This is a genomic window from Amycolatopsis acidiphila, assembly GCF_021391495.1.
In the GTDB taxonomy this organism is placed as follows: domain Bacteria; phylum Actinomycetota; class Actinomycetes; order Mycobacteriales; family Pseudonocardiaceae; genus Amycolatopsis_E; species Amycolatopsis_E acidiphila.
Genome location: NZ_CP090063.1, coordinates 2958144 through 2979303 on the forward strand (window position 1 = coordinate 2958144; position 21160 = coordinate 2979303).

22 protein-coding genes are annotated in these 21160 nt (G+C 72.1%); 12 read left to right on the top strand and 10 right to left on the bottom strand.

Annotated features, from left to right (window positions below; translation table 11 throughout):
• Nucleotides 1-9 precede the first annotated feature (9 nt).
• Nucleotides 10-816: an SAM-dependent methyltransferase gene (locus LWP59_RS14335; protein ID WP_144634306.1), complete on the top strand. Its 807-nt coding sequence runs from the start codon at nucleotides 10-12 to the stop codon at nucleotides 814-816.
• Here LWP59_RS14335 and LWP59_RS14340 read toward each other — a convergent pair.
• Genes LWP59_RS14340 through LWP59_RS14350 form a run of 3 tightly spaced genes read right to left on the bottom strand, consistent with a single transcriptional unit; the run spans nucleotide 813 to nucleotide 4524 of the window.
• The gene (locus LWP59_RS14340; protein WP_186383073.1) at nucleotides 813-1727 is read right to left on the bottom strand and encodes a UbiA prenyltransferase family protein; all 915 of its coding nucleotides are present in this window, start codon (nucleotides 1725-1727) and stop codon (nucleotides 813-815) included. The genes LWP59_RS14335 and LWP59_RS14340 overlap by 4 nt on opposite strands.
• The gene (locus tag LWP59_RS14345) at nucleotides 1715-2959 is read right to left on the bottom strand and encodes a cytochrome P450 (protein WP_144634312.1); all 1245 of its coding nucleotides are present in this window, start codon (nucleotides 2957-2959) and stop codon (nucleotides 1715-1717) included. Before LWP59_RS14345 ends, LWP59_RS14340 begins: the two co-directional genes overlap by 13 nt.
• Nucleotides 2959-4524: a prenyltransferase/squalene oxidase repeat-containing protein gene (locus LWP59_RS14350; protein WP_144634314.1), complete on the bottom strand. Its 1566-nt coding sequence runs from the start codon at nucleotides 4522-4524 to the stop codon at nucleotides 2959-2961. Before LWP59_RS14350 ends, LWP59_RS14345 begins: the two co-directional genes overlap by 1 nt.
• Before the next feature lie 242 nt (nucleotides 4525-4766).
• Between LWP59_RS14350 and LWP59_RS14355 the strand changes: the two genes are divergently transcribed.
• Complete coding sequence (locus LWP59_RS14355; RefSeq protein WP_144634317.1) at nucleotides 4767-5678, top strand: proteasome assembly chaperone family protein; 912 nt, start codon at nucleotides 4767-4769, stop codon at nucleotides 5676-5678.
• Between the two features lie 45 nt (nucleotides 5679-5723).
• On the opposite strand, the gene LWP59_RS14360 is transcribed toward LWP59_RS14355, so the two are convergent.
• Nucleotides 5724-6815: a glycoside hydrolase family 3 N-terminal domain-containing protein gene (locus LWP59_RS14360; protein WP_144634320.1), complete on the bottom strand. Its 1092-nt coding sequence runs from the start codon at nucleotides 6813-6815 to the stop codon at nucleotides 5724-5726.
• A 35-nt stretch (nucleotides 6816-6850) separates the two neighbouring features.
• Nucleotides 6851-8227, bottom strand: a complete 1377-nt coding sequence (locus LWP59_RS14365) for a carboxylesterase/lipase family protein (RefSeq protein WP_229857405.1) — start codon at nucleotides 8225-8227, stop codon at nucleotides 6851-6853.
• A gap of 83 nt (nucleotides 8228-8310) precedes the next feature.
• Here LWP59_RS14365 and hmgA point away from each other — a divergent pair, with 83 nt between their 5' ends.
• A complete protein-coding gene (gene hmgA / locus LWP59_RS14370; RefSeq protein WP_144634326.1) occupies nucleotides 8311-9633 on the top strand; it encodes a homogentisate 1,2-dioxygenase in 1323 nt (440 codons plus the stop codon).
• A 7-nt stretch (nucleotides 9634-9640) separates the two neighbouring features.
• Here hmgA and LWP59_RS14375 read toward each other — a convergent pair whose 3' ends face one another.
• Nucleotides 9641-10276: a type IV toxin-antitoxin system AbiEi family antitoxin domain-containing protein gene (locus LWP59_RS14375; protein ID WP_229857406.1), complete on the bottom strand. Its 636-nt coding sequence runs from the start codon at nucleotides 10274-10276 to the stop codon at nucleotides 9641-9643.
• Nucleotides 10277-10540: 264 nt separating this feature from the next.
• On the opposite strand from LWP59_RS14375, the gene LWP59_RS14380 reads away from it, so the two are divergent.
• Entirely contained in the window at nucleotides 10541-11320 is a 780-nt protein-coding gene (locus tag LWP59_RS14380) for a VOC family protein (RefSeq protein WP_144634330.1), read from the top strand.
• Between the two features lie 2 nt (nucleotides 11321-11322).
• Nucleotides 11323-11832 carry a sigma factor-like helix-turn-helix DNA-binding protein gene (locus LWP59_RS14385; protein WP_229857474.1) on the top strand — a complete coding sequence of 170 codons (510 nt, stop codon included), beginning with the start codon at nucleotides 11323-11325 and terminating at the stop codon, nucleotides 11830-11832.
• Nucleotides 11833-11952: 120 nt separating this feature from the next.
• Here LWP59_RS14385 and LWP59_RS14390 read toward each other — a convergent pair whose 3' ends face one another.
• The gene (locus tag LWP59_RS14390) at nucleotides 11953-12141 is read right to left on the bottom strand and encodes a hypothetical protein (RefSeq protein WP_144634334.1); all 189 of its coding nucleotides are present in this window, start codon (nucleotides 12139-12141) and stop codon (nucleotides 11953-11955) included.
• Nucleotides 12138-12428, bottom strand: a complete 291-nt coding sequence (locus LWP59_RS14395; RefSeq protein ID WP_144634339.1) for a hypothetical protein — start codon at nucleotides 12426-12428, stop codon at nucleotides 12138-12140. Before LWP59_RS14395 ends, LWP59_RS14390 begins: the two co-directional genes overlap by 4 nt.
• Nucleotides 12429-12453: 25 nt before the next feature.
• On the opposite strand from LWP59_RS14395, the gene LWP59_RS14400 reads away from it, so the two are divergent.
• Nucleotides 12454-13500: a hypothetical protein gene (locus LWP59_RS14400; RefSeq protein WP_144634342.1), complete on the top strand. Its 1047-nt coding sequence runs from the start codon at nucleotides 12454-12456 to the stop codon at nucleotides 13498-13500.
• Here the strand turns inward: LWP59_RS14400 and LWP59_RS14405 are convergent.
• Nucleotides 13497-14258 (bottom strand): SDR family NAD(P)-dependent oxidoreductase, encoded by a 762-nt coding sequence (locus LWP59_RS14405; protein ID WP_144634345.1) that lies wholly within the window; start codon nucleotides 14256-14258, stop codon nucleotides 13497-13499. The two genes, LWP59_RS14400 and LWP59_RS14405, sit on opposite strands and share 4 nt — an antisense overlap.
• Before the next feature lie 10 nt (nucleotides 14259-14268).
• Complete coding sequence (locus tag LWP59_RS14410) at nucleotides 14269-15267, bottom strand: acetamidase/formamidase family protein (RefSeq protein ID WP_144634348.1); 999 nt, start codon at nucleotides 15265-15267, stop codon at nucleotides 14269-14271.
• 56 nt (nucleotides 15268-15323) lie between these two features.
• Between LWP59_RS14410 and LWP59_RS14415 the strand changes: the two genes are divergently transcribed.
• The 6 genes from LWP59_RS14415 to LWP59_RS14440 are packed head-to-tail and all read left to right on the top strand — an operon-like array spanning nucleotide 15324 to nucleotide 21039.
• The gene (locus LWP59_RS14415) at nucleotides 15324-16079 is read left to right on the top strand and encodes an IclR family transcriptional regulator (RefSeq protein WP_144634351.1); all 756 of its coding nucleotides are present in this window, start codon (nucleotides 15324-15326) and stop codon (nucleotides 16077-16079) included.
• Nucleotides 16080-16131: 52 nt separating this feature from the next.
• A complete protein-coding gene (locus tag LWP59_RS14420; protein WP_144634354.1) occupies nucleotides 16132-17079 on the top strand; it encodes a PDR/VanB family oxidoreductase in 948 nt (315 codons plus the stop codon).
• Between the two features lie 8 nt (nucleotides 17080-17087).
• Complete coding sequence (locus LWP59_RS14425; RefSeq protein ID WP_144634357.1) at nucleotides 17088-18272, top strand: cytochrome P450; 1185 nt, start codon at nucleotides 17088-17090, stop codon at nucleotides 18270-18272.
• Nucleotides 18273-18294: 22 nt separating this feature from the next.
• Entirely contained in the window at nucleotides 18295-19020 is a 726-nt protein-coding gene (locus LWP59_RS14430; RefSeq protein ID WP_144634360.1) for a (Fe-S)-binding protein, read from the top strand.
• Nucleotides 19002-20432 carry a LutB/LldF family L-lactate oxidation iron-sulfur protein gene (locus LWP59_RS14435; protein WP_144634363.1) on the top strand — a complete coding sequence of 477 codons (1431 nt, stop codon included), beginning with the start codon at nucleotides 19002-19004 and terminating at the stop codon, nucleotides 20430-20432. Before LWP59_RS14430 ends, LWP59_RS14435 begins: the two co-directional genes overlap by 19 nt.
• Complete coding sequence (locus LWP59_RS14440) at nucleotides 20425-21039, top strand: LutC/YkgG family protein (RefSeq protein WP_144634366.1); 615 nt, start codon at nucleotides 20425-20427, stop codon at nucleotides 21037-21039. Before LWP59_RS14435 ends, LWP59_RS14440 begins: the two co-directional genes overlap by 8 nt.
• Nucleotides 21040-21160 lie beyond the last annotated feature (121 nt).

Sequence of the window (21160 nt, forward strand, 5' to 3'; positions counted from 1 at the left end):
GTACCTGCAGTGGCATCGCCTACCGAAGCACCTGGCTTTGACGGCACCCGGCACCCGAGCATCGCGAGGATCAACGACTGCTGGCTCGAAGGTGCCAACCACGGCCAGGACGACCGGGAGTACGCCGGGCGCATCGAGCTGTGCGCCCCGCACATCCCCTACCTGGTCCGCGCCTCCAGGGCGCTGACCGGGCGGATGACCAAGTACCTTTTCGACCAGGGCGTCCGGCAGTTCGTGGACCTGGGCTCCGGCATCCCGACGCAGCGGCACCTGCACGAGGTCGCGCAGGCGCTCGACCCGCGGTGCCACGTCGTCTACGTCGACCTGGACCCGGCGGTCGTCAGCGACAGCCGGGAGATCCTCGCGGGCAACGACCAGGTCGCGTACCTGCAGGCCGACATCCGCGATCGCGACCTGGTGCTCGGCGAGCCCGCCATGCGCGCGCTGATCGACTTCTCCGAGCCGGTCGGGCTGCTGGCCATCGAGACGTTGCTCTACCTGCCGGACTCCGCCGACCCCGGGGCGCTCGTCGCCGCCTACGCGGACGCGCTGCCCGCGGGTAGTTTCGTCGGCCTGTCGCACTGCGGAGAGGACTCGCAGCTGCGCGAGGGGCTCGACATGTTCAGCCGGATGTTCGGGCAGCCGCCAGCGGTCACGCTGAGGGAGCGCGAGGAGCTCGAAGCGTTCTTCACCGGTCTCGAGCTCGTCGACCCCGGCGTGGTCCCGGTGCTGCTGTGGCATCCGCAGACCCAGGACGAGGTGGGCCGCAACCCCGAACTGGCGCACATGTACGCGGGCCTCGGCCGTAAGCGCTAGGCGACCAGCGGCACGACCGCGATCAGCACTTCGCCCAGGGTGGCCACGGGCAGGGTGCGCCTGAGCATGGTCTTCGCCCGCGGGGGAGTGCCCCGCAGTGCCGATGGCAGCTGTGCCAGTGCGAGCCCCAGGAACGCGGCATGGGCCGCGATGCCGAGCAGGCTCCATGCCCCGTAACGACGCCACAGTCCCCAGCCCAGCAGACCCAGCCCGGCGAGCATGATGGCGCAGGCGAGCGCGAGAGTGGGGGCCTGCCCGTACCGGACGGTCGGTGTGCGGATGCCGGTCGCGGTGTCGGCGGCTTCGTCGGGCAACGCCCACCACGCCGTCCGCCCGGTCGAGAGGACCCCGGCGCCGACGACGATCAGCCACACGGAGGCGGGTACCGCGGCTGTGACGGCCGTGTACCCGAGCAGGCAGGGCAGTCCCATCGACGCCACGCCGAAGGCGATCGAGCCCGCGAGCCCGCGACGTTTGAGCCGGGTGGGCTCGACGTTGTACAGCAGCTGGGCGAGCACGATGGCCTCGGCCGTGGCGAACGGTAGCCACCGCCCCCAGCCCACCCCGATGGCGAGGACCGCGGCCAGCGCCAGGATCATCTCCGCGCCAGCCCAGTTGAGCGCGCGAGAGGGCCCGAACCGTCCTGCCGCACCCGCGAGGTAGCCCTTTTCGGCGTGCTGCCGGTCGGTCGCCATGTCGACGGCGACGTTCAGCGCCAGCGGCGCCACGATGAGCAGCAGGTTCGCCGCGATCGCGAGCAGGGCGGGAGGGGCGAGCAGGCTCGCGAGGGTGGGATCGGCGAAGAGGCAGCCCCAAACGGCGTAGCAGACGTAATTGACCGGCAGCGGGAATTGCAGCCGGTGCAGGACGACGAAATCGCGGCACGCGGGTCGCGTGGCTAATCGCGGCACGAGAGAACCCTCATCCGCAATTTCGGCGAGGGCGCCATGGCGTGTCCCCGTAATTGCGGGACTCCGGCGGAGGGATTCACGCACCGTAATTCCCGCCGGCGCAGCAGCGCGGCCACGAGCATCCGGACCTCGAGCTGCCCGAGCTGGCTGCCCAGGCAGTGCCGGGTGCCGCCGCCGAACGGGAAGTAGCGGTCGGCGGGCACCCGCCCCCGCAGAAACCGGTCCGGGTCGAACCGGTGCGGGTCCGGAAAGGACTCCGCACGGTGATGCGCGAGGTAGATGCTCGGGGTCAGGACGGTGCCGGCGGGGAGCTCGTTCCCGTGGTGCGGACAGCTTTCGGGCAGCACCCGGTTCCCGGCGGCGGGAACCGGAGGGGTTATCCGAAGGGTCTCCTGTACCACCGCGTGCAGCACCGGCACCTGCTCGGCGGAGAACCCGTCGTCGCTCGTGGCCGCCAGCTCGGCGAGCACGCGGTCGCGCAGGGCGTCCTCGCGGTCCAGCCAGAACAGGGCCCACGCCGCCGTGGAAGCGGTCGTCTCGTGTCCGGCGAAGAGCAGGGACACCAGCTGGTCCCGCAACTCACCGTCGTCGAGATCCGGGAACGGGCCGTCGTCGGCGAGGAGCTTTCCGGCCAGTGTCGCGGGATTCTCCCGCGCGGCGGTTCTCGCGGTGGCCACCAGGAGTGCTTCGGTCTCCTTGTCCAGCAGGGGAAGACCGCCGCGAAGGTAGCGATAGGCGAGCGTGCGGTACCGCGAGCCCAGTGCCCGGTCCATCCACCGCGCGAACGGCACCAGCAGTTCGTCGTCCGCGTGTCCGAACACGATGGTGGCCATGATGCGAAGCGCGACCCGCCGGGTCCAGTCGGAGACCCGGATGGTGTCGCCGGGCCGCAGGCCATCGAGCGCCGCGTGCACGGTTCCCGCGATCACGGCGCGGTAGTCCCGCAGCTGGCGGCCGCGCAACGGGGTGCCCAGCACCCGCCGGTACGCCAGGTGCCGCGGGCCTTCCTGCCACAGCAGCGATCGCGGTCCGAGCAGCGGCCGGAACGACCGGCTGCCCGGATGGCCCAGGCGCTGATCGGCCCGGAAGAGCTCGCCGATCGCCGCGGGATCCCAGACCAGGTAACGCTGTTCGGGCTCCGTCCGCTGGGGCAGCGACCCCTGCGGCAGGTCGGCGTGCGCGTCGAGGAAGCGGAGGGTGCGGAAGGCCAGCTGGAACTCCGTGCGGTTCATCATGCCGTCCGTTCCGAGCGTTCGTCGTGCAGGCGGGCGATGCGGGCGGCGAGGAGCGGATGGGTGCCGGCCACGTGCAGCGCCGCGATGCTCTCCGCGCGGATGATCCGCGCGGGGGTGTAGAGATCCTTGTCGTGCCACAGCGGCGGGCACGGGGCGTCGCCGGTTTCGAGCAGGAACGCGCAGCCGCGCGCAGCCGCTTGCCCGATCGCGGGGTCCAGCCGCACCGCCTTGGCGCGCAACAGGATCTGCACCGCGTACGCGGTCTCCTCCCGCGTGCCGTCCCAGAAGCCCCAGGAACCGTTGGCGTGCTGGGTGTCCAGCACCCACCGCACCGCCTTGCGGGCCGCCGCCGTGCTCTCACCGCACGCTGCCAGCCCCACGACACAGGTCACGGTGGCGTAGTACGGCGACGCGTGCCACTTGTCGGTCCAGCTGCCGTCCGCGTGCTGCTGCCCGCACAACCACTCGGTCAGGCCCACCATCGCGTCCGCCGTGCGGCGGTCACCGCCGGGTTGTGCGGCGAGCGCCTGCAGGACGTGGGCGTTCGTCGTCACCGACGGTGTGCGCTCGTCGGGGAAGGTGCTGAAGTGCTGGTCGACGTGGTACCCCCACAGCGAGTCCAATGGATACGGCACGCCGAGGTTCGCCAGCGCGTGCAACGCCGTCGAGGTGTCGTCGGCGTCCGGGGGCAGGCCCGCGCCACCGGCCACACCGGACTCGCCGAACGCGGCACGCAGCCCGTCGACCAGCTCGGGCGCGACCGTGACGGGCAGGCCGACGTCGGTGAACGTGGCCAGCACCCAGGCGCGTTCGAACACGTCGAGCGGCGCGGCGACCGGGACCGGGCCGCCGTGCCGGGCCTGCACGTGCTCGAGGTAGCGCACGCCCGGATGCGGATTTCCTTGCGTCGCCTCGTTTCCGAACCAGGCCGCGGTCGCGGCGGGCGAGCAGCCCACGCCGAACCGGCCGGCCCGCACGAAGGATGCGCCCTGTGCGGCGGGACCCAGCATCTCCAAAGAGTGCCAGAGCTTTTCGGGCAGCGTGGCGCCCTGCTCGACCGCTTCCCGTAGCTGCAGGAGGATTTCGGGATACGTTCCCGGCGGACAGGGTAGCCGTCTTCCGTAACGCCAGATCTCCAATTCTGGCAACGGTTTCATCTCGAGTTCGGCGAGCCGGGTGTTGAGCGCGGCCACCAGCCACGGCACCAGTAGCTCCACGGCCACCGTGTCCGGCAGCGCGACCGGGCGCTCGAGCCGGTCGAACAACGCCTGCAGGCCCCGGGATACCGCTTGTCCCACTTGGGGATCCGCCGTCCGGGACAGCTCGGCGAACAGGGCTTCGGTCGCCGACAGCGTGGGCAGCAGGGCGTACTCGCCCGGCCCGCCCCAGCTTCCGTCGCGTCCCTGCTCGCGGAGGAGGAAGCGAATTCTGCCCTCGTGGCCGGCGAGGCGGGGTGCGAGGACGGCCACCCTGGCCGTTTCGTAGAGTGACGGGGAGAAGTCCCCGAAGGAATCCGCCGCCATCCCGGCGAGGAGTCGCTGAGCCAGATCCGCCAAATTCATTTCGCATCCCCCCGAAATCGCGGCGGCACGCTGTGTGCGGGAACCGCCGCGAACTTGCGGCTGTGTGACAGGGAGAACTTCAAAGTATCATCACAAGGTGCCAATAAGGTCGGGTTTCCTCCTTCCGGCCCAGTGTTTTGGTGCGGTAGGGGGGTTGCCCCTCGGCTGCCCGTCGCGGGATGAATCCGCCGCACCAGTACGTTCATCCTGGAGAAGGACAGCTCGAGGCGACGCAGGAGGCTATGGTGTTCGATCCGGAGGAGCTCTACGAGGTGGACTCGGAGCTTCCCGAGCTCGCGGGTGCGGTGCTGCTGCACCAGCTGGACGGGTTCGTGGACGCCGGCATGGCGGGCAAGTCCGTCTCCGAGCACCTGGAGTCCCGTCTGGAGCACACCGTCGCCGCCCGGTTCGACGTGGACCGGCTGCTCGACTACCGCGCCCGGCGCCCGATGATGACCTTTGCCGCGGACCACTGGGAGAGCTACGAGGACCCGGAGCTGGTGGTACGGCTGTTCCACGACGAGGCAGGCACGCCGTTCCTGCTGCTCACCGGCCCGGAGCCGGACCACGAATGGGAGCGCTACGCCTCGGCGGTGCGCAGTCTCGTCGAGCGGTGGGAGCTGCGGATGGTGGTGAACTTCCACGGCATCCCGATGGGCGCCCCGCACACCCGGCCACTGGGGGTGACCGCACACGCCACGCGGGCCGAGCTGATCGGCGAGTACCAGGTGGTGCTCAACCGGCTGCAGGTGCCGGGCAGCGCGGCCGCGCTGGTGGAGTTGCGGCTCGGGGAGGCAGGGCACGACGCGGCGGGGTTCGCCGCCCACGTGCCGCACTACCTCGCGCAGTCGCGCTACCCGGGCGCGGGCCTGACGCTGCTGGGCTCGATCTCGCGCACGACGGGCCTGTCCATCCCGGACGAGGCGCTCGTGGAGTCCGCCCGCCGCACCGACGCCGAAATCGAGCGCCAGGTGTCCGAGTCGGCGGAGGTCGCCGAGGTCGTGCGGGCGCTGGAACAGCAGTACGACACGTTCGTCGAGGCGATGGACAAGAAGAACCTGCTCGCCGAGGAGGCCGCGCAGATGCCGACGGCGGAGGAGCTGGGCGCGGAGTTCGAGCGGTTCCTGGCCGAGCGCCAGGACCGCGGCGAGTAACGCGGCGTCAGGCAGGAGCCGTCCGGCGCGGGGCCGCTGTGCCGCTCAGAGTCCGTTGCGCAGGGCCGAAACCCGGTCCACCGCTGCGGTGAAGTCCGCCTGGTCCAGCCCACCCGACTGGACCGCGCTCACCAGGGCGTCCGCGGCCTCGTCGCCCTGGGCGACATCGCGGGCGGAGCACAGGATCAGGTCCATCCCGGCCGAGGCGGCGGCCACCGCGCGCTGACCCGTGGTGCCGAACGCCTGCAGCGAGCCCGCTTCGAGCGCGTCGGTGATCGTCACCCCGGCGAAGCCCAGCCGTTGCCGGAGCTCCTGGCGGACCACCGCCGGCGACAGCCCGGCGGGATGGGCGCGGTCGAGCGCCGGATAGGTCGCCCACGACACCATGACCAGCTTGACCCCGGCGGAGAACGCCGCCGGATAAGGCGTTTCGTCGACGTTCCGCAGGGTCTGCAGCGGCACGTCGAGGGTCACCGGCGCGGTGTCGGTGTTCTGGTCCGTGGCCGCGGAACCCAGCCCGGGAAAGTGCTTCGCCGTGGCCGCGACGCCGGTCTGCTGCTGCGCGCGGACGAACGCCTCGCCCAGTGCCGCCACCTCCGCCGGGTTCTTGCTGTACGAGCGGCCGTAATGGTCGTCGAAGTCGCCTTCCTGGCGGTAGACGTCGAGCACCGGGGCGAGGTTGACGTTCATCCCGACGCCCTTGAGGTTCTGCCCGGCGCCCGTGCCCGCCTGCGTCGCGGCGGCGGGCGGGTCGGCCGCCTGCCCGACCTGTTTCTCCGACAGCGTGGGCTCGCCGGGCAGCCGCCGCACCTGGCCACCCTCCTGGTCGGTCATCAGCAGCAACGGCGCGTGCACCGGGCTCTGCGCGTTGGCGTCGTCGAGCTGCTTGATCACGCCCGCGATCTGCGCGCTGCCGGAGATGTTCTCGCCGAAGAAGATCACGCCCGCCGCTTCGCCCGCGCGGATGCGGTCGAGCAGGCTCTGCGGTGGCGTCAGGCCCGGATAGGAGTAGATGACGCGCTGGCCGGCCTGCTGGCGCGGGGAAAGCCCCTGCGCGTGCGGGGTGCCGGTCAGTGCGAACAGCCCGCCGAGCGCGATGGCGAGCACGACTTGCAGCCAGCGGCCGGGAACTCCCATGGCACAACCTTCGGATGTCGGCGGCGGGGCGCCCGTCACCCTACTCCGGCGGTGCGGCCGAGGCGAGACTCTCGGTCCGGACCAATTTCCGCCCAGGTGTACCCGAACGGCGCGCGTGGCGAATGTCGTTGCCAGCCAAGGAAAGGCTCACCGGTCTTCGCGAAGGAGAGCCACGCGCCACGCAATGCGCGCCCGAGTTCGGCCATACCGTCCCATTCCACGCCGGCGAGCATGGGCGCGCCTGCCCACGCTTCGCGGTCGCCCAGCAGGAACGGCAGCTCGATGCAGTGGCAGGCGCCGAACCCGGAAGCCGGCGCGGCCCAGTCGAACCGGTAGGTGAACACGCGCCCGCCCGCCGCGGCGAGTGCGTCGGCGAACCGCCGTGACGGCGCGTCGAACATCCAGCGGGTGATGGCGGTCTTCGCCGCGGCCGTGCCCGCGCCGCCGAGGAACGGGATCGCTTCGAGCTGCGTGACTCCCGGTTTCCCGTTGAGGAACGTGTTCATCTCGGCCCTGGTGGTGCCGATGATGACGTCGACGTCGCGGGCCCGCCGCACCGCGGCCGGAAGCCACCCGGCGACGCCGGGCAGCGGGTCGGTCTCCGCTACCGGGCAGAACGGTGGCACCGAGTACAGCCCGCCGGGGCCCGCCGCGCGGACGATCGCCTGCTGCTGGGCGGCCAGGATCTCCCCGATGCCCGCGGTGCGCGGATCGGTGCGCAGCGCCCGCGTGAAGTACCGGGCGACCCGCCGCGCCCGCGCGGGCTTCGCGATCTTCATCGCCATCGGCGCGCTCTGCAGGATCGCCCGCCGGAACAGCCCGTCGGCCGCGGGCATGGCCATCAGGCAGGCGATCGAGTGCGCTCCCGCCGACTGCCCGAACAGTGTGACCTGCCCGGGATCGCCGCCGAAGCGCTCGATGTTGTCCCGCACCCACCGCAGTGCGGCCAGCTGGTCGAGCAACCCCAGGTTGCCGGGGGACACGCCGTCGAGCTTGAGGTAGCCGAGCGCGCCGAGCCGGTAGTTCACCCCGACGAAGACCACGTCGCCCTCGGCGGCGAGCCGCTGCCCGTCGTAGAAGGCGAGCGACCCGGCGCCGGTGACGTAGGCGCCACCGGGAAGCCACACGAGGACCGGGCGTTTGCGCCCGTCTGCGGCGGGGGTGACGATCGTGAGGTTCAGGCAGTCCTCGCCGTGGCGCAGGCCCTCCTCGGGCATCCCGGTGACCGAGCCGATCCGGAACGGCGGCTGCGGGCTGATCTCGCCGTGCTCGGTCGCGTCCCGGACGCCGGTCCAGGGTTCGACGGGACCGGGCGGGGCGAACCGCGCCGCCCGCGCGTACGGGACGCCGCGGAACACGGTCAGCCCGGACTCCGCGACCGCTCCCCGGAGCTCACCGCTCGAGATCGTCACCACGGCACCACTCTAGATCGACCCGGGTTGACCGGGCCGGGGCCGCGCAGCAGGCTGGAGGCGAGAGGACGGGGGTGTGTGCGATGACCGGCACGATCGAGTCCGGGACCCGGACGGGCAGCAAGCTCGGCTATTCGGCCGGCTTCGGCAACGAGCACCACAGCGAGGCCGTGCCGGGTGCGTTGCCGGTCGGCCGGAACTCGCCGCAGCGCGCGCCGCTCGGGCTCTACGCCGAACAGCACAGCGCGACCGCGTTCACCGAGCCCCGTGCGCACAACCGCCGCAGCTGGGTCTACCGCATCCGCCCGTCCGCGGCGCACCCGCCGTTCCTGCCCCACGCCGACGGGATGCTGCGCAGCGCGCCGGTTGCCGACGGCGTCGCCGACCCGAACCGCCTGCGCTGGAGCGCGCCGCCGCTGCCCGAGGAGCCGACGGACTTCGTCGACGGGCTGTACACCGTCGGCGCCAACGGCGACGTCCTGCAGCGGGCCGGCATCGGCGTGCACTGGTACCTCGCGACGAAGCCGATGGACGACCGCTACTTCGTCGACGCCGACGGCGAGCTGCTGCTGGTCCCGGAGCTGGGCGGCCTGCTGCTGCACACCGAGTACGGCCGGCTGCGGGCCGACCCGGGCGAGGTCGCGGTGATCGGGCGCGGCGTGCGGTTCCGGGTCGAGCTGCCGGACGGGCGGGCGCGCGGGTACGTGTGCGAGAACTACGGCCGGCCGTTCGAGCTGCCGGAGCTGGGCCCGATCGGCGCGAACGGGCTGGCCAACGCGCGCGACTTCCTGTACCCGGTCGCGGCGTTCGAGGACCGCGAGGAGACCGTGCAGGTCGTGCAGAAGTTCGGCGGCAGGCTGTGGGCCGCGGACTACGACCACTCGCCACTGGACGTCGTGGCGTGGCACGGGAACCACGCGGCCTACAAGTACGACACCGCCCGGTTCAACGTCATGGGCACGGTCAGCTTCGACCATCCCGATCCGTCGATCTACACGGTGCTGACCTCGCCGAGCGACACCCCCGGGCAGGCGAACGCGGACTTCGTCATCTTCGCGCCGCGCTGGCTCGTCGGCGAGGACACCTTCCGCCCGCCCTGGTACCACCGCAACGTGATGAGCGAGTTCATGGGCCTGGTCAAGGGGGTCTACGACGCGAAGGCCGAGGGCTTCGAGCCGGGCGGCGCGAGCCTGCACAACATGTGGTCGGCGCACGGGCCGGACGCCGAGACGTTCGCCAGGGCGAGCGCGCAGGAGCTGGTCCCGCAGAAGATCGACGACACGCTCGCCTTCATGTTCGAGACCCGCTGGCCGCTCGTCACCACCGAGCAGGCGCGCTCGGCCGCGCACCGGCAGCCGTACTACGACTCGGTGTGGCGGGACGTCCGCCGGCACTTCGCCCGGTGAGGCTTCCTCAGACCTGCAGCAGGATGCGGTCCAGCGCGCCGAGGCGGCGCTGGGCGCTCGCGAGGCTGTAGAGGATATGCGGGTCGGCCTTGTCGAGCAGCGCGGTGATCCCGTCCTCGGCGAGGTCGGGCCTGCCGCCCAGCTGCGGGTACGCCGCCAGGTCGAGCAGGGTCTGCTCGATCGTGGTCACCCAGCCGGAGCCGAGCGTGCTGGTGTGCCGTTCGATCTTCAGCCGCCGCGGGTCGCGGCGCACGAACGAGACGGTGGCCTCGCGGTCGGCCAGCCGCAGGGACGGCCGGTTGCGGGTGGTGGCGACGACGGCCACGCCGGGCGAGGTCTCGAAGGCGCCGTGCGCGTGTGCCGCGGACAGGCCCATCAGCGCGACCGAGCGCGGCCCGTCGTCCGCGGCGGCGATGCCCCACGCCACGGACTCGAGGTCCGGCTGCCAGGACTGGCCGATCCGGTCGCTGGGCACCACCGCGTAGTAGCCGGCCGCCACCCGGTGCAGCAGGCCGCTTTCGGCCAGCCGGGCGAGCCCGGCGTGCCGCGGTGCGCCGCTGTCCTCGTCCTCCTGCGCGGGAACCACCCGGACCGCGCGGCGCAGCAGGGCGGGCAGCAGGTCGATCATCACTTCGCGTGTCATGTCCATCACCCTCGGTTGAGGGTACGGACGGTCCGGCGGGACTGACAAGTAACCGGATGGACGAACTTCTCGTCACTTCCCGCTGTCGTGCCGCGCTTTCGCGCCACCCCGCCAGTCCACAGTGGAGCAGAACGGGGGTGCCGCGGCCTCGGCCGCCGTCACCGGCGGATCACCGATAGAGGCCTTTAGGCCCTAACCGGAACCCGGGTCGAAAAGCGATTCTCGACGGGGAGGGCGTGGCGTGGAACCGAAAGAGGTGCTGCAGTGGTGGAGAAGACGGGGTACGAGCCCGGCACACCGTGCTGGGTCGACCTGACCACACCGGACGTCGAGGGGGCGGCGCGGTTCTATTCGGGGCTGTTCGGCTGGGAGGTGGTGGACCAGGGGCCCGAGTTCGGCGGGTACCGGATGTGCCACCTCCGGGGCAGGCCGGTGGCCGGACTGGGCCCGGCCCAGGATCCGGGGATACCGCCGAACTGGACGAGCTACGTGTCGGTCACCGACGCCGATGTCGCGACGAAGGCGATCACCGCCGCGGGCGGGCAGGTGTTCGTCGAGCCCATGGACATCCCGGGTTCGGGCCGGATGGCGATCTTCGCCGACCCGGCGGGCGCGGCCTTCGGGGTGTGGCAGGCCGGCGAGTTCGCCGGTGCCGGGCTGGTGACCGAGCCCGGCGCGCTGTGCTGGAACGAGCTGATGACCCGGCATCCGGAGGCGGCGAACAGCTTCTACCAGGCGGTCTTCGGCTGGGAGCCGGAGCGGCAGGCGATGGGCGAGGCCGACTACACGACGTGGAGCCTGGCCGGGCAGCAGATGGCCGGCATGATGCCGATGGACGACAACTGGCCGCCGGAGGTGCCACCGCACTGGCTGGCCTACTTCGCGGTCGAGGACGCCGACGCCACCGTGGCCGACGCCGCCGGGCTCGGCGGGCAGGTGAGCGTGCCGCCGACGGACATCCCGGTGGGCCGGTTCGCCGTGGTCAGCGACCCGGCGGGCGCGGCGTTCGGCATCGTCAGGATGAACCCGACGACCACCGATTGACCGTGGGCAGCCAGGCGACGGGCGATTCGGCGACAGCATCGACCCAGCCGGAGTCCCCGCTGGACCGGCTCGCGCGCGGCGCCGCCACCGGGAACCCGGAGTTCGTCGGCAGGCTGCTGGCGGAGGTCGCGCCCGTGCTGGTCCGCTACTGCCGGGCGCGGCTGGGACGGCGCGGCTCGTCCTATCGCGAGGCGGACGAGGTGGCCGCGGAAGCGGGGCGGGCGGTGCTCGCCGCCGTGCCCGGCTACACCGGCGGGCCGTTCCTGCGCCTGCTGTACTCGGTCGCGACCAGGACCGTCGACGAGCTCGTGCCCGGTGGTCCGCCGGTGGGTGCGGCGTCGGACCTGATGGGCCTGCTGCCGATCCTGTCGCCGCTCGACCGGGACATCGTGCTCCTGCGGGTGGCGACGGGGCTCTCGGCCGCGGAGACCGCGATGGTGCTGGACCTGACGCCGGGGCAGGTGCGGGTCGCACAGCACCGGGCGCTGACGAGGCTGCGCTCGATGCTGTGAGACCCCGCTGCTCGGACGCCGAGGGGGCGTCCGAGCAGGGCCTTGCCGGGTGGCGGCGTGTCACGACACCGGGTGGGGCCGACGCCGTCATCATGACGAGCGCGGGCCCCACCGCCGAGGTCAGCGTCGCGGGTCGCCGGCCTCCGCGTCCGCGGGGTCGTAGGGCAGGAACGACGTGCCCAGCTTGGCGGCCCAGCCGACCGTCAGCAGCTCGCCCTCGGCGCCGGTGGGGGTCCGGGGCAGGAAGCCGATGTCGGCCGGGGTGCCGAACGCGACGGTCAGGAACCGGATGGGCTCTTCGACGCTCATCGGGTCAGCGCCTTCCGCACGGCCTGCTCACCCAGGACCGGGTCGTTCGTCGGGTCGTCGTGCGGGACCACGGTGGGCGCGAGCTTCGGCGCGGCGCCGGGGGCCGGCGCCATCGGGTCGGCTGGCGCGGCCGAGTGGTAGTCGGGGAAGTGGGCCTGGTAGTCGATCATCGACTGGACGATCTCCGGCTCGGAGAACCGCGGCCCCCAGAACTGCGCCGACACCGGCAGCCCCTGCACGGCCGACCCGACCTGCGGTCCGAGCGCGCCGACCACGACCAGGCTCACCGCCGAACAGCAGTACCAGGTCGGCGTGGACTACATCGCGGGCTTCTTCCGGCTGGTGATGGGGCACGAAACGGCGTTCTCGCCCATGTTCGACGGCGGCACCGCGACCGTCGGCACGGCCACGGTGCTGCAGGAGAGCCAGACACCGTCGTCACAGCGCCTCGACGTCGCGCCGCTACAGGCCCCGTCGGCGAACGTGCGGCAGCCGTTCGGCCAGTACTGCGCCAGCATGGGCGGGCGGTCGCCGCAGAGCGGGCGGCCCTCGTGCACCGGTTCCACGGCCACGGCGCACTTCCCGTCGTTCACCCCGGCCAACTACGGGACCAACGTCACCGCGACGCCGTTGCTGCACCTGAGCTGGACGTCACCGGCGACGATGAGCATCGAAGTCCCGAAGGGACAGTCCAATGTGGCCAGGTACGACGCGCTGACGATGCGTGCCGCGCTCGACGACGTCAGTGCTTCGGCGGAGCTGACCCTGACCGTCGTGGACGGCGCCGGGCACACGCGGTCGGCGGCGGTGTCCGGCCTCGGCGATGCGCTGGACCCGTTGCCGGGCAGCGGAACCCTGCTGCCGAAGACGTGGCTGCAGACCGTGCGGTGGCCGGTGTCGCAGCTGAAGCAGGTGAACACCCACGACATCCGGAAGATCCTGGTCTCGACCGCGAGCCCGTCGGGCGGGGTCTTCCTGTCGGACGTGGCGTTCCAGAGCTTCGCGGCCGGCGCCGGCGGACCGAGCCGGCTGCCACGGGTGTCCATTGTGGGCAGTGCGGCCGGCGAGGGCGACGGCACGGCCACGGTCACCCTGCAGCTGTCCGGCCGCAGCCGCGAACCGGTGACGGCCGGCGTGCAGGCGCTGGCCGGAACCGGGACTCAGGTCGCCAACGCCGCCCAGCAGGTGGTCATCCCGCCGGGACGGCTGACCGCGCAGGTGCGGATCCCGCTCATCGACACCGTCACCGAGGCCACGGCCGACACCGTGTACAAGGTGTTCGTGGTCGCGGCGACGAACGCGGTGGTGGGCCAGGACTTCGCCCACCTGACGGTGCACGACGACGAGGCGCGACCCTAGAGCTGGACCCCGCGGGTGAGCGCGCCGTCGACGACCACGTTGGTCCCGGTGACGAAGCTCGCCCGCGGGCTGGCCAGCATCACGATCGGGTAGGCGATCTCCGCGGGCTCGGCCATCCGGCCGGTCGGGTTGAGCGCGAGCGACTCGTCGAACAGGGCCGGGTCGCCGTCCTGGATCTGGTTCCACACGCCGCCCTCGAAGAGGGTGTTGCCGGGGCAGACGCTGTTCACCCGGATTCCCTTGCCCGCCAGCTGATACGCCTGTGCCTGCGCGTAGTGCACCAGTGCGGCCTTCATCGAGCCGTACGCCGCATGGGCGAAGTCGATCTCGCGGGCGGACACGCTCGACACCACCGTGACCGAGGGCGCGGAACTCTGTTCCAGGAACGGCATCGCGGCCTCGACCGTGCGCACGGTGTGCATCATGTCGACCTCGAAGCTCGACCGCCAGTGCTCCTCCGTGGGCCCGATCGCGAGCGCGCTGACGTTGGTCACCACGATGTCCAGCCCGCCGAGCGAATCGGCGGCGTCGGTCACCCAGGCCGCGAGCGACGGCCCGTCGCCGACGTCGACGGCGCCGCCGATGACGTTCGCCCCCTTGGCGGTCAGCTCGGCGACGGCAACCTCCACATCGGACTCGGTGCGCGCGCAGAAAGCGACTGAGGCGCCCTCCGCGGCGAGCCCCTCGACGATCGCGCGGCCGATTCCCCTGGTGCCGCCCGTGACGAGCGCCCGGAGTCCGGCGAGCTGAAGGTCCATGGCGGTCTCCCTAGAGTGTGCCGGCTTGGTCCTTGAGGTAGCGGTGCATCCCGCCGAAGGCCTCGCCCGGTGGCAGCAACCGCTTCGCGACCTTGGTCACGGCGCTGTAGTTCGCGTCGACGACGTTCGCCAGCGGCGCCTCGCTGATCTGCGTGAGCAGCTGGTAGGCGTCGAGGCGGTGCAGGCCGTACAGCTCGTGCAGCCAGTCGATCATGCCGACCTGGCTGGCGCGCCAGGCGTCCTCCAGCGGGCGCGACGAGCCGACCACGACGTAGTGCGAGTCCTGCTCGATCCGGGGCCACAGCGGCGCCCCGCCCTTGATCAGCTCCACGATGAGGGTCACGTTCATCGCGCCCTCGACCGCCGTGCCGCAGGACTCGCCCTCGCCCTGGCGGTAGTGGCCGTCGCCGACGGAGAACAGCGCGCCTTCGACGTTGACCCCGAGGAAGCAGGTGGTGCCCGCGCGCATCTCGGGGGTGTCCATGTTGCCGCCGAACACGTCGGGCACCAGCGACGTGCGCACCTCGCGCCCGGCGGGGGCGACGCCGACGGTGCCGAGCATCGGCTCGACCGGCAGGTCGAGGCGCAGCTCCCCGTGCAGCGCCTCGAACACGACGACCTCGCGCTCCCGGTCGAGCTGGTAGATCCAGGTCAGCTCGGGCAGCGGTTCGTGCAGCAGCGCCGTGCGGTCGGTGGCGGTGAGGCCGCCGAAGAACGGGATGGTCGCCGACGCGGCCCAGTCGCGCGCCGGTTCCAGCTCGACGAAGTGCAGGGCGAGGGTGTCACCGGGCTCGGCGCCCTCCACGTAGAACGGGCCCGTCTGCGGGTTCACCTCCCGCATGTCCAGCTTCTCGCTCGGCCGGTCGTGCGGGCTCTGCAGCCGCCCGCCGAACGCGTCCTCGGTCCACAGCCGCAGCGCGGTGCCGGGCGCGATCCGCATGATGGGGTCGACCCCGCCGAAGGTCCAGGCGTACTGCTCGCGTTCCGGGGTGAACTCGACCACGTCCATGAAACGATCATTCCCGCGGGCGGGGGGCCGCACAAGCCCTGACGCACACTGAGGGCGTGACGAAGGAGTCGGTGCTCGGCCGGATCGTGCGGATCTTCGAGGTGTTCGGGACGGACACCCCGGCGGTGAGCGTGTCGGAGCTGGCCCGGCGGGCCGACCTGCACGTGGCGACCGCGTCGCGGATGGTCGAGCAGCTCGTCGGGCACGGCTGGCTGCAGCGCGACGCCGACCGCAAGGTCCGCATCGGGATGCGGCTGTGGGAGCTGGCCTCGCGCGCCTCGCCGGCGCTCCCGCTGCGCGAGGCGGCCATGCCGTACATGGAGGACCTGCACGCGGTCGTCCGGCACCACACCCAGCTCGGCGTCCTCGAGGGCGACGAGGTGCTGTTCCTGGAGCGGCTGTCCACCCGGCACGCGGTGGTCAACCTGACCCGCATCGCGGGGCGGCTGCCGCTGCACGTGTCGTCCTCGGGCGAGGTCCTGCTCGCCCACGCCCCGGTGGAGCTGCAGGAACGCGTCCTGGCCGGTCCGCTGCGCGGCTACACGCCGAACACGGTCACCGACCCCAAGGTGCTGCGGGCGCGGCTCGCCGACATCCGGCGCGACGGGTTCGCGTGCTGCGCCGGCTACGTCGACGAGCGGGCGACCGGGATCGCCGTGCCCGTCCGCGGGCCGGGCGGGGGCGTCGTCGCCGCGCTGAGCGTCGTCGTGCCCAACGACGCGAACGCGCGCAGCCAGATCCCCGCGCTGCGGGCCGCCGCGCTCGGCATCGGGCGGGCGATGGGTCTCTCACTGAGTGAGAATCGGCTGTAGCCGCCCGGGCCGTCGCCGCATCCTCGGGACATCCCGTTACCGAGGAGCATCGATGACGATGACGACGGTCGACCTCCGGGTCGTCGAGAAGTCCCCGGCCGCCGAGGGGGTCGTGACCCTCACCCTGGCCCATCCGCGGGGACAGCGCCTGCCGGACTGGGCACCCGGCGCGCACGTGGACCTGGTCCTGCCCGGCGGCCTGGTCCGCCAGTACTCGCTGTGCGGGGACCGCTGGGACTCCCGCGCCTACCGCGTGGGCGTGCTGCGGGAACCCGTGAGCCGCGGGGGTTCGGTGTTCGTGCACGACGAGCTGTCACCTGGCGACACCGTGTCGATCGGCGGGCCCCGCAACAACTTCCCGCTGGTCCCGGCCGAGCGCTACCTGTTCGTCGCGGGCGGCATCGGGATCACCCCGCTGCTGCCGATGGTGCACCAGGCCGACCTGCTCGGCGCGGACTGGCGGCTGGTCTACGGCGGGCGGACCCGCCGGTCGATGGCCTTCCTCGACGAGCTGGCCCGTTACGGCGACCGCGTGCACGTGTGCCCGCAGGACGAGTACGGGCTGCTCGACCTCGACCACCGGCTCGGCGAGCCCGACTGGGGCCGGAAGGTCTACTGCTGCGGACCGGAACCGCTGCTCGCCGCGGTGGAGAACCGGTGCGCGCAGTGGCCCGCCGGTCTGCTGCGGACCGAACGGTTCGTGCCGAAGGAGCAGAGCGCGCCCGTGCGCGCCGAGGCGTTCGAGGTCGCCCTCGCCCGCAGCGGCCGCGCGGTCACCGTCCGGCCGGGACAGTCGGTGCTCGACGCGGTCGCCGGGGCCGGCGTGAACGTGCTGTCCTCGTGCCGCCAGGGCACCTGCGGCACCTGCGAAACCGGTGTCGTCGACGGCGTCCCCGACCACCGCGACTCCATCCTCGACGACGCCGAGCGCGCCGCCGGGGACTGCATGTTCCTCTGCGTCTCCCGTTCCCGTTCCGACCGCCTGGTACTCGACCTGTGAGGACAGCCATGATCGACCCGTTCTGCCACGAGGTCCTCGAAGATCCGCTGCCGATGCACGCCGCGCTGCGCGACGCCGGGCCGGTCGTCCATCTGGACCGGTACGACGTCTACGCCATGGCGCGCTACGAGCAGGTGCACGCCGCGCTGACGGACTGGCAGGGCTTCCAGTCCGCGGCCGGGGTCGGCCTGAGCAACTTCCGGGCGGAGAAGCCGTGGCGGCCGCCGAGTCTGCTGCTCGAAGCCGACCCACCGCGGCACGACGCGCCCCGGGTGGTGCTGTCGAAGATCCTCGGCCCGCGTGCGCTGCGGAAGCTGCGGGAGGCGTGGTTCGCCGACGCCGAGGAGCTGGTCGAGAAGGCGCTGGCGGACAGCGAGTTCGACGCGGTGACCGCGCTCGCCGAAGCCTTCCCGCTGCGCGTCTTCCCCGACGCCGTCGGCATTCCGAAGGCCGGTCGCGAGCACCTGCTGCCCTACGGCGACCACGCGTTCAACGCCTTCGGCCCGGCCAACGACCTCGTCGAGAAGGGACAGCCGCGGGTGGCCGAGCTGTCGGGCTGGGTCGACAGTGTCTGTGCCCGCGACGTCCTCGACGGCGAGGGGTTCGGCGCGCAGATCTGGGCCGCGGCCGACCACGGCGACATCACGCACGAACAGGCGCCACTCGTCGTCCGGTCGCTGTTGACGGCCGGGGTCGACACCACGGTGCACGGGCTGGCGGCCGTGCTCTACGCCTTCGCCACCCATCCCGAGCAGTGGGACCGGCTTCGGGAACAGCCCGGCACCCTCGCCCGGGTGGCCTTCGACGAGGCCGTGCGCTGGGAGTCGCCGGTGCAGACGTTCTTCCGCACCGCCACCACGGACATGTCGGTCGGCGGGGTCACGATCCCGGACGGCAAGAAGATCCTGATGTTCCTCGCCGCGGCGAACCGCGACCCGCGCCGCTGGGCGGACCCGGACGCCTTCGACCTGTCCCGCGACCCGTCCGGCCACGTCGGCTTCGGCATGGGCATCCACCAGTGCGCCGGCCAGCACGTGGCGCGCCTGGAGGCCGAGGCCCTGCTCACGGCGCTGGCCGCGCGGGTCGAGCGGTTCGAGCTCGCCGGCCCGGTCCGCCGCCACCACAACAACACCCTGCGCGCGTGGGGTTCGCTGCCGATGCGGGTCTACCGGACCGGCGGTGCCGCTGGTTGAAACCACCACTAGAGTTCCGCGCATGACGGTCAGGGTCGCGCTGTTCGCCACGTGCCTGGGGGACACCCTCTTCCCGGAGACGTGCAAGGCGGTGCTGCGGCTGCTCGAACGGCTCGGCTGCGAGGTGGACTTCCCGCTCTCGCAGACCTGTTGCGGGCAGATGCACTTCAACACCGGCTACCGGGACGAGACGGTGCCGCTGGCGCGGCGGCTGGGGGAGTCCTTCGCCGGGTACGACGCGGTGGTCGCGCCGTCGGGGTCGTGCGCGGCGATGGTGCGCGACATCTACCCGAAGCTGCTGGACTCCGACCTGCCCGGGCGGATGTACGAGCTGTCGGAGTTCCTGGTGGACGTGCTCGGCGTGACCGACGTCGGCGCGTACTTCCCGCACCGCGTGACCTACCACCCGACCTGCCACTCGCTGCGGATGCTCGGCGTCGGCGAGCGGCCGCTGAAGCTGCTGCGCGCGGTCAGGGGGCTGGACCTGGTGGAGCTGCCCGCCGCGGAGTCCTGCTGCGGGTTCGGCGGCACCTTCGCGCTGAAGAACTCCGAGACGTCCACGGCGATGCTCGGCGACAAGATGCGGTACGTGCTCGATACCGGCGCAGAGGTGCTGACGGCGGGCGACAACTCGTGCCTGATGCACATCGGCGGCGGCCTGTCGCGGCTGCGCGCGGGGGTGCGGACCGTGCACCTGGCCGACATCCTGGCCTCGACGGAGGAGGAACCGTGGCTCGCAACCCGGTGACCTGGCTGGGCGTCCCGGCGTTCCCCGAGGCCGCGCACGAGGCGCTCGCGGACTCGCAGCTGCGGCGCAACCTCCGCCACGCCACGCACACCATCCGGGACAAGCGCACCCGTGTCGTGTCCGAGGTGCCGGACTGGGAGGAGCTGCGCCGCGCGGGCGAGGTGATCAAGGACGACGTGCTGGCGAACCTGGACACCTACCTGGAACGGCTCGAGGCGGCGGTGACCGCGCGCGGCGGGGTCGTGCACTGGGCGCGCGACGCCGCGGAGGCCAACGAGATCGTGCTGCGGCTCGTGCGGGAGGCCGGCACGGACGAGGTCGTGAAGGTCAAGTCCATGGCCACCGCGGAGATCGGCCTCAACGAGGCGCTCGAGGCCGGCGGCGTGACCGCGGTCGAGACCGACCTCGCCGAGCTGATCGTGCAGCTGGGCCACGACCGGCCCTCGCACATCCTGGTGCCCGCGATCCACCGCAACCGCGCCGAGATCCGCGACATCTTCCGCCGTGAGATGCCGGGCGCGCCCGCGGACCTGCCCGCCGAGCCGCGGGCGCTGGCCGAAGCGGCGCGCAAGCACCTGCGGCAGAAGTTCCTGACCGCGAAGGTCGCGGTGTCCGGGGCGAACTTCGCCGTCGCCGACACCGGGTCGATCATGGTCGTCGAGTCCGAGGGCAACGGGCGGATGTGCCTGACCCTGCCGGAAACGCTGATCACCGTGATGGGCCTGGAAAAGCTGGTGCCCTCCTGGCGGGACCTCGAGGTCTTCCTGCAGCTGCTGCCCCGGTCCTCGACCGCGGAACGGATGAACCCCTACACCTCGGTGTGGACCGGGGTGACGCCCGGCGACGGGCCGCGCGAGTTCCACCTGGTGCTGCTGGACAACGGCCGCACCCAAACACTCGCGGACCCGGTGGGGCGCCAGGCGTTGCGGTGCATCCGGTGCTCGGCCTGCCTCAACGTGTGCCCGGTGTACGAGCGCACGGGCGGACAGGCCTACGGCTCGGTCTATCCCGGCCCGATCGGCGCGATCCTCACCCCGCAGCTGGTCGCCGACCCGCACGACAAGCAGGCCGCTTCGCTGCCGTACGCGTCTTCGCTGTGCGGGGCCTGCTTCGAGGTCTGCCCGGTGCGCATCGACATCCCCGAGGTGCTGACTCATCTTCGGGCGAAAACCGTTGCGGCGAAACCGAAAACCTCGCCCGAAAAGCTCGCGATGACGGCGCTGGGCAAGGTCTTCCACGACCCGCGCAAGTACGAAGCCGCCCAGAAGGCGGGCTCGCTCGCGCGGTACCTGGTGCCGGGCGGGAAGATCACGAAGCTGCCGTGGCCCGGCTCGCTGTGGACCGACTCGCGGGACGCGCCGCTGCCCGCCCGCGAGAGCTTCCGGACGTGGTGGAGGAACAACCGTGGCTGACGCGCGAGCGGAGATACTGGGGCGCGTGCGCACGGCACTGCGCGACCGTCCCGCGCCCGGGCCGGTGCCGCGGGCGTATGCGACGAGCCGCGACCATCCCGACGTGGTGGGCCTGGCCGCCGAACGCATCGCCGACTACCGCGCGGAAGTGCGCCGGATCAGCGAGGAGCAGCTGCCGGAGTTCGTCGCGGAAACCCTGCGCCGGCGCGAGGTCCGGACCGTCGTCGCGCCCGCCGGGCTGCCGCGCGAGTGGCGGGTCGAGGGTGTCCGGTGGCTGACCGACGAGCCGCCGCTGACCGTGGACGAGCTCGACGCCGCGGACGGCGTGCTCAGCGCCTGCGCGGTCACCATCGCCGAGACCGGCACGATCGTCCTCGACGGCGGCCCGGGCCAGGGCCGCCGGGCGCTGACCCTGGTGCCCGACTACCACCTGTGCGTCGTGCGGGCCGCGCAGATCGTGGCCACCGTGCCCGAGGCAGTCGCCCGGCTGGAGCCGACGCGCCCGCTCACGTTCATCTCCGGGCCGTCGGCGACGAGTGACATCGAGCTGGACCGGGTGGAGGGCGTGCACGGCCCTCGGACGCTCGACGTCCTCCTGATCGAGTAATTCGATTACGTATAGGCACCAATGTTGCCGCGAACCGGGCTCAACCGTTAACGCGATCGGGTGAGTCGACGATTGTTGCGGGCACAGACCTGGTTTCCCGGGGGGAGGGTGCCGCAGTGGG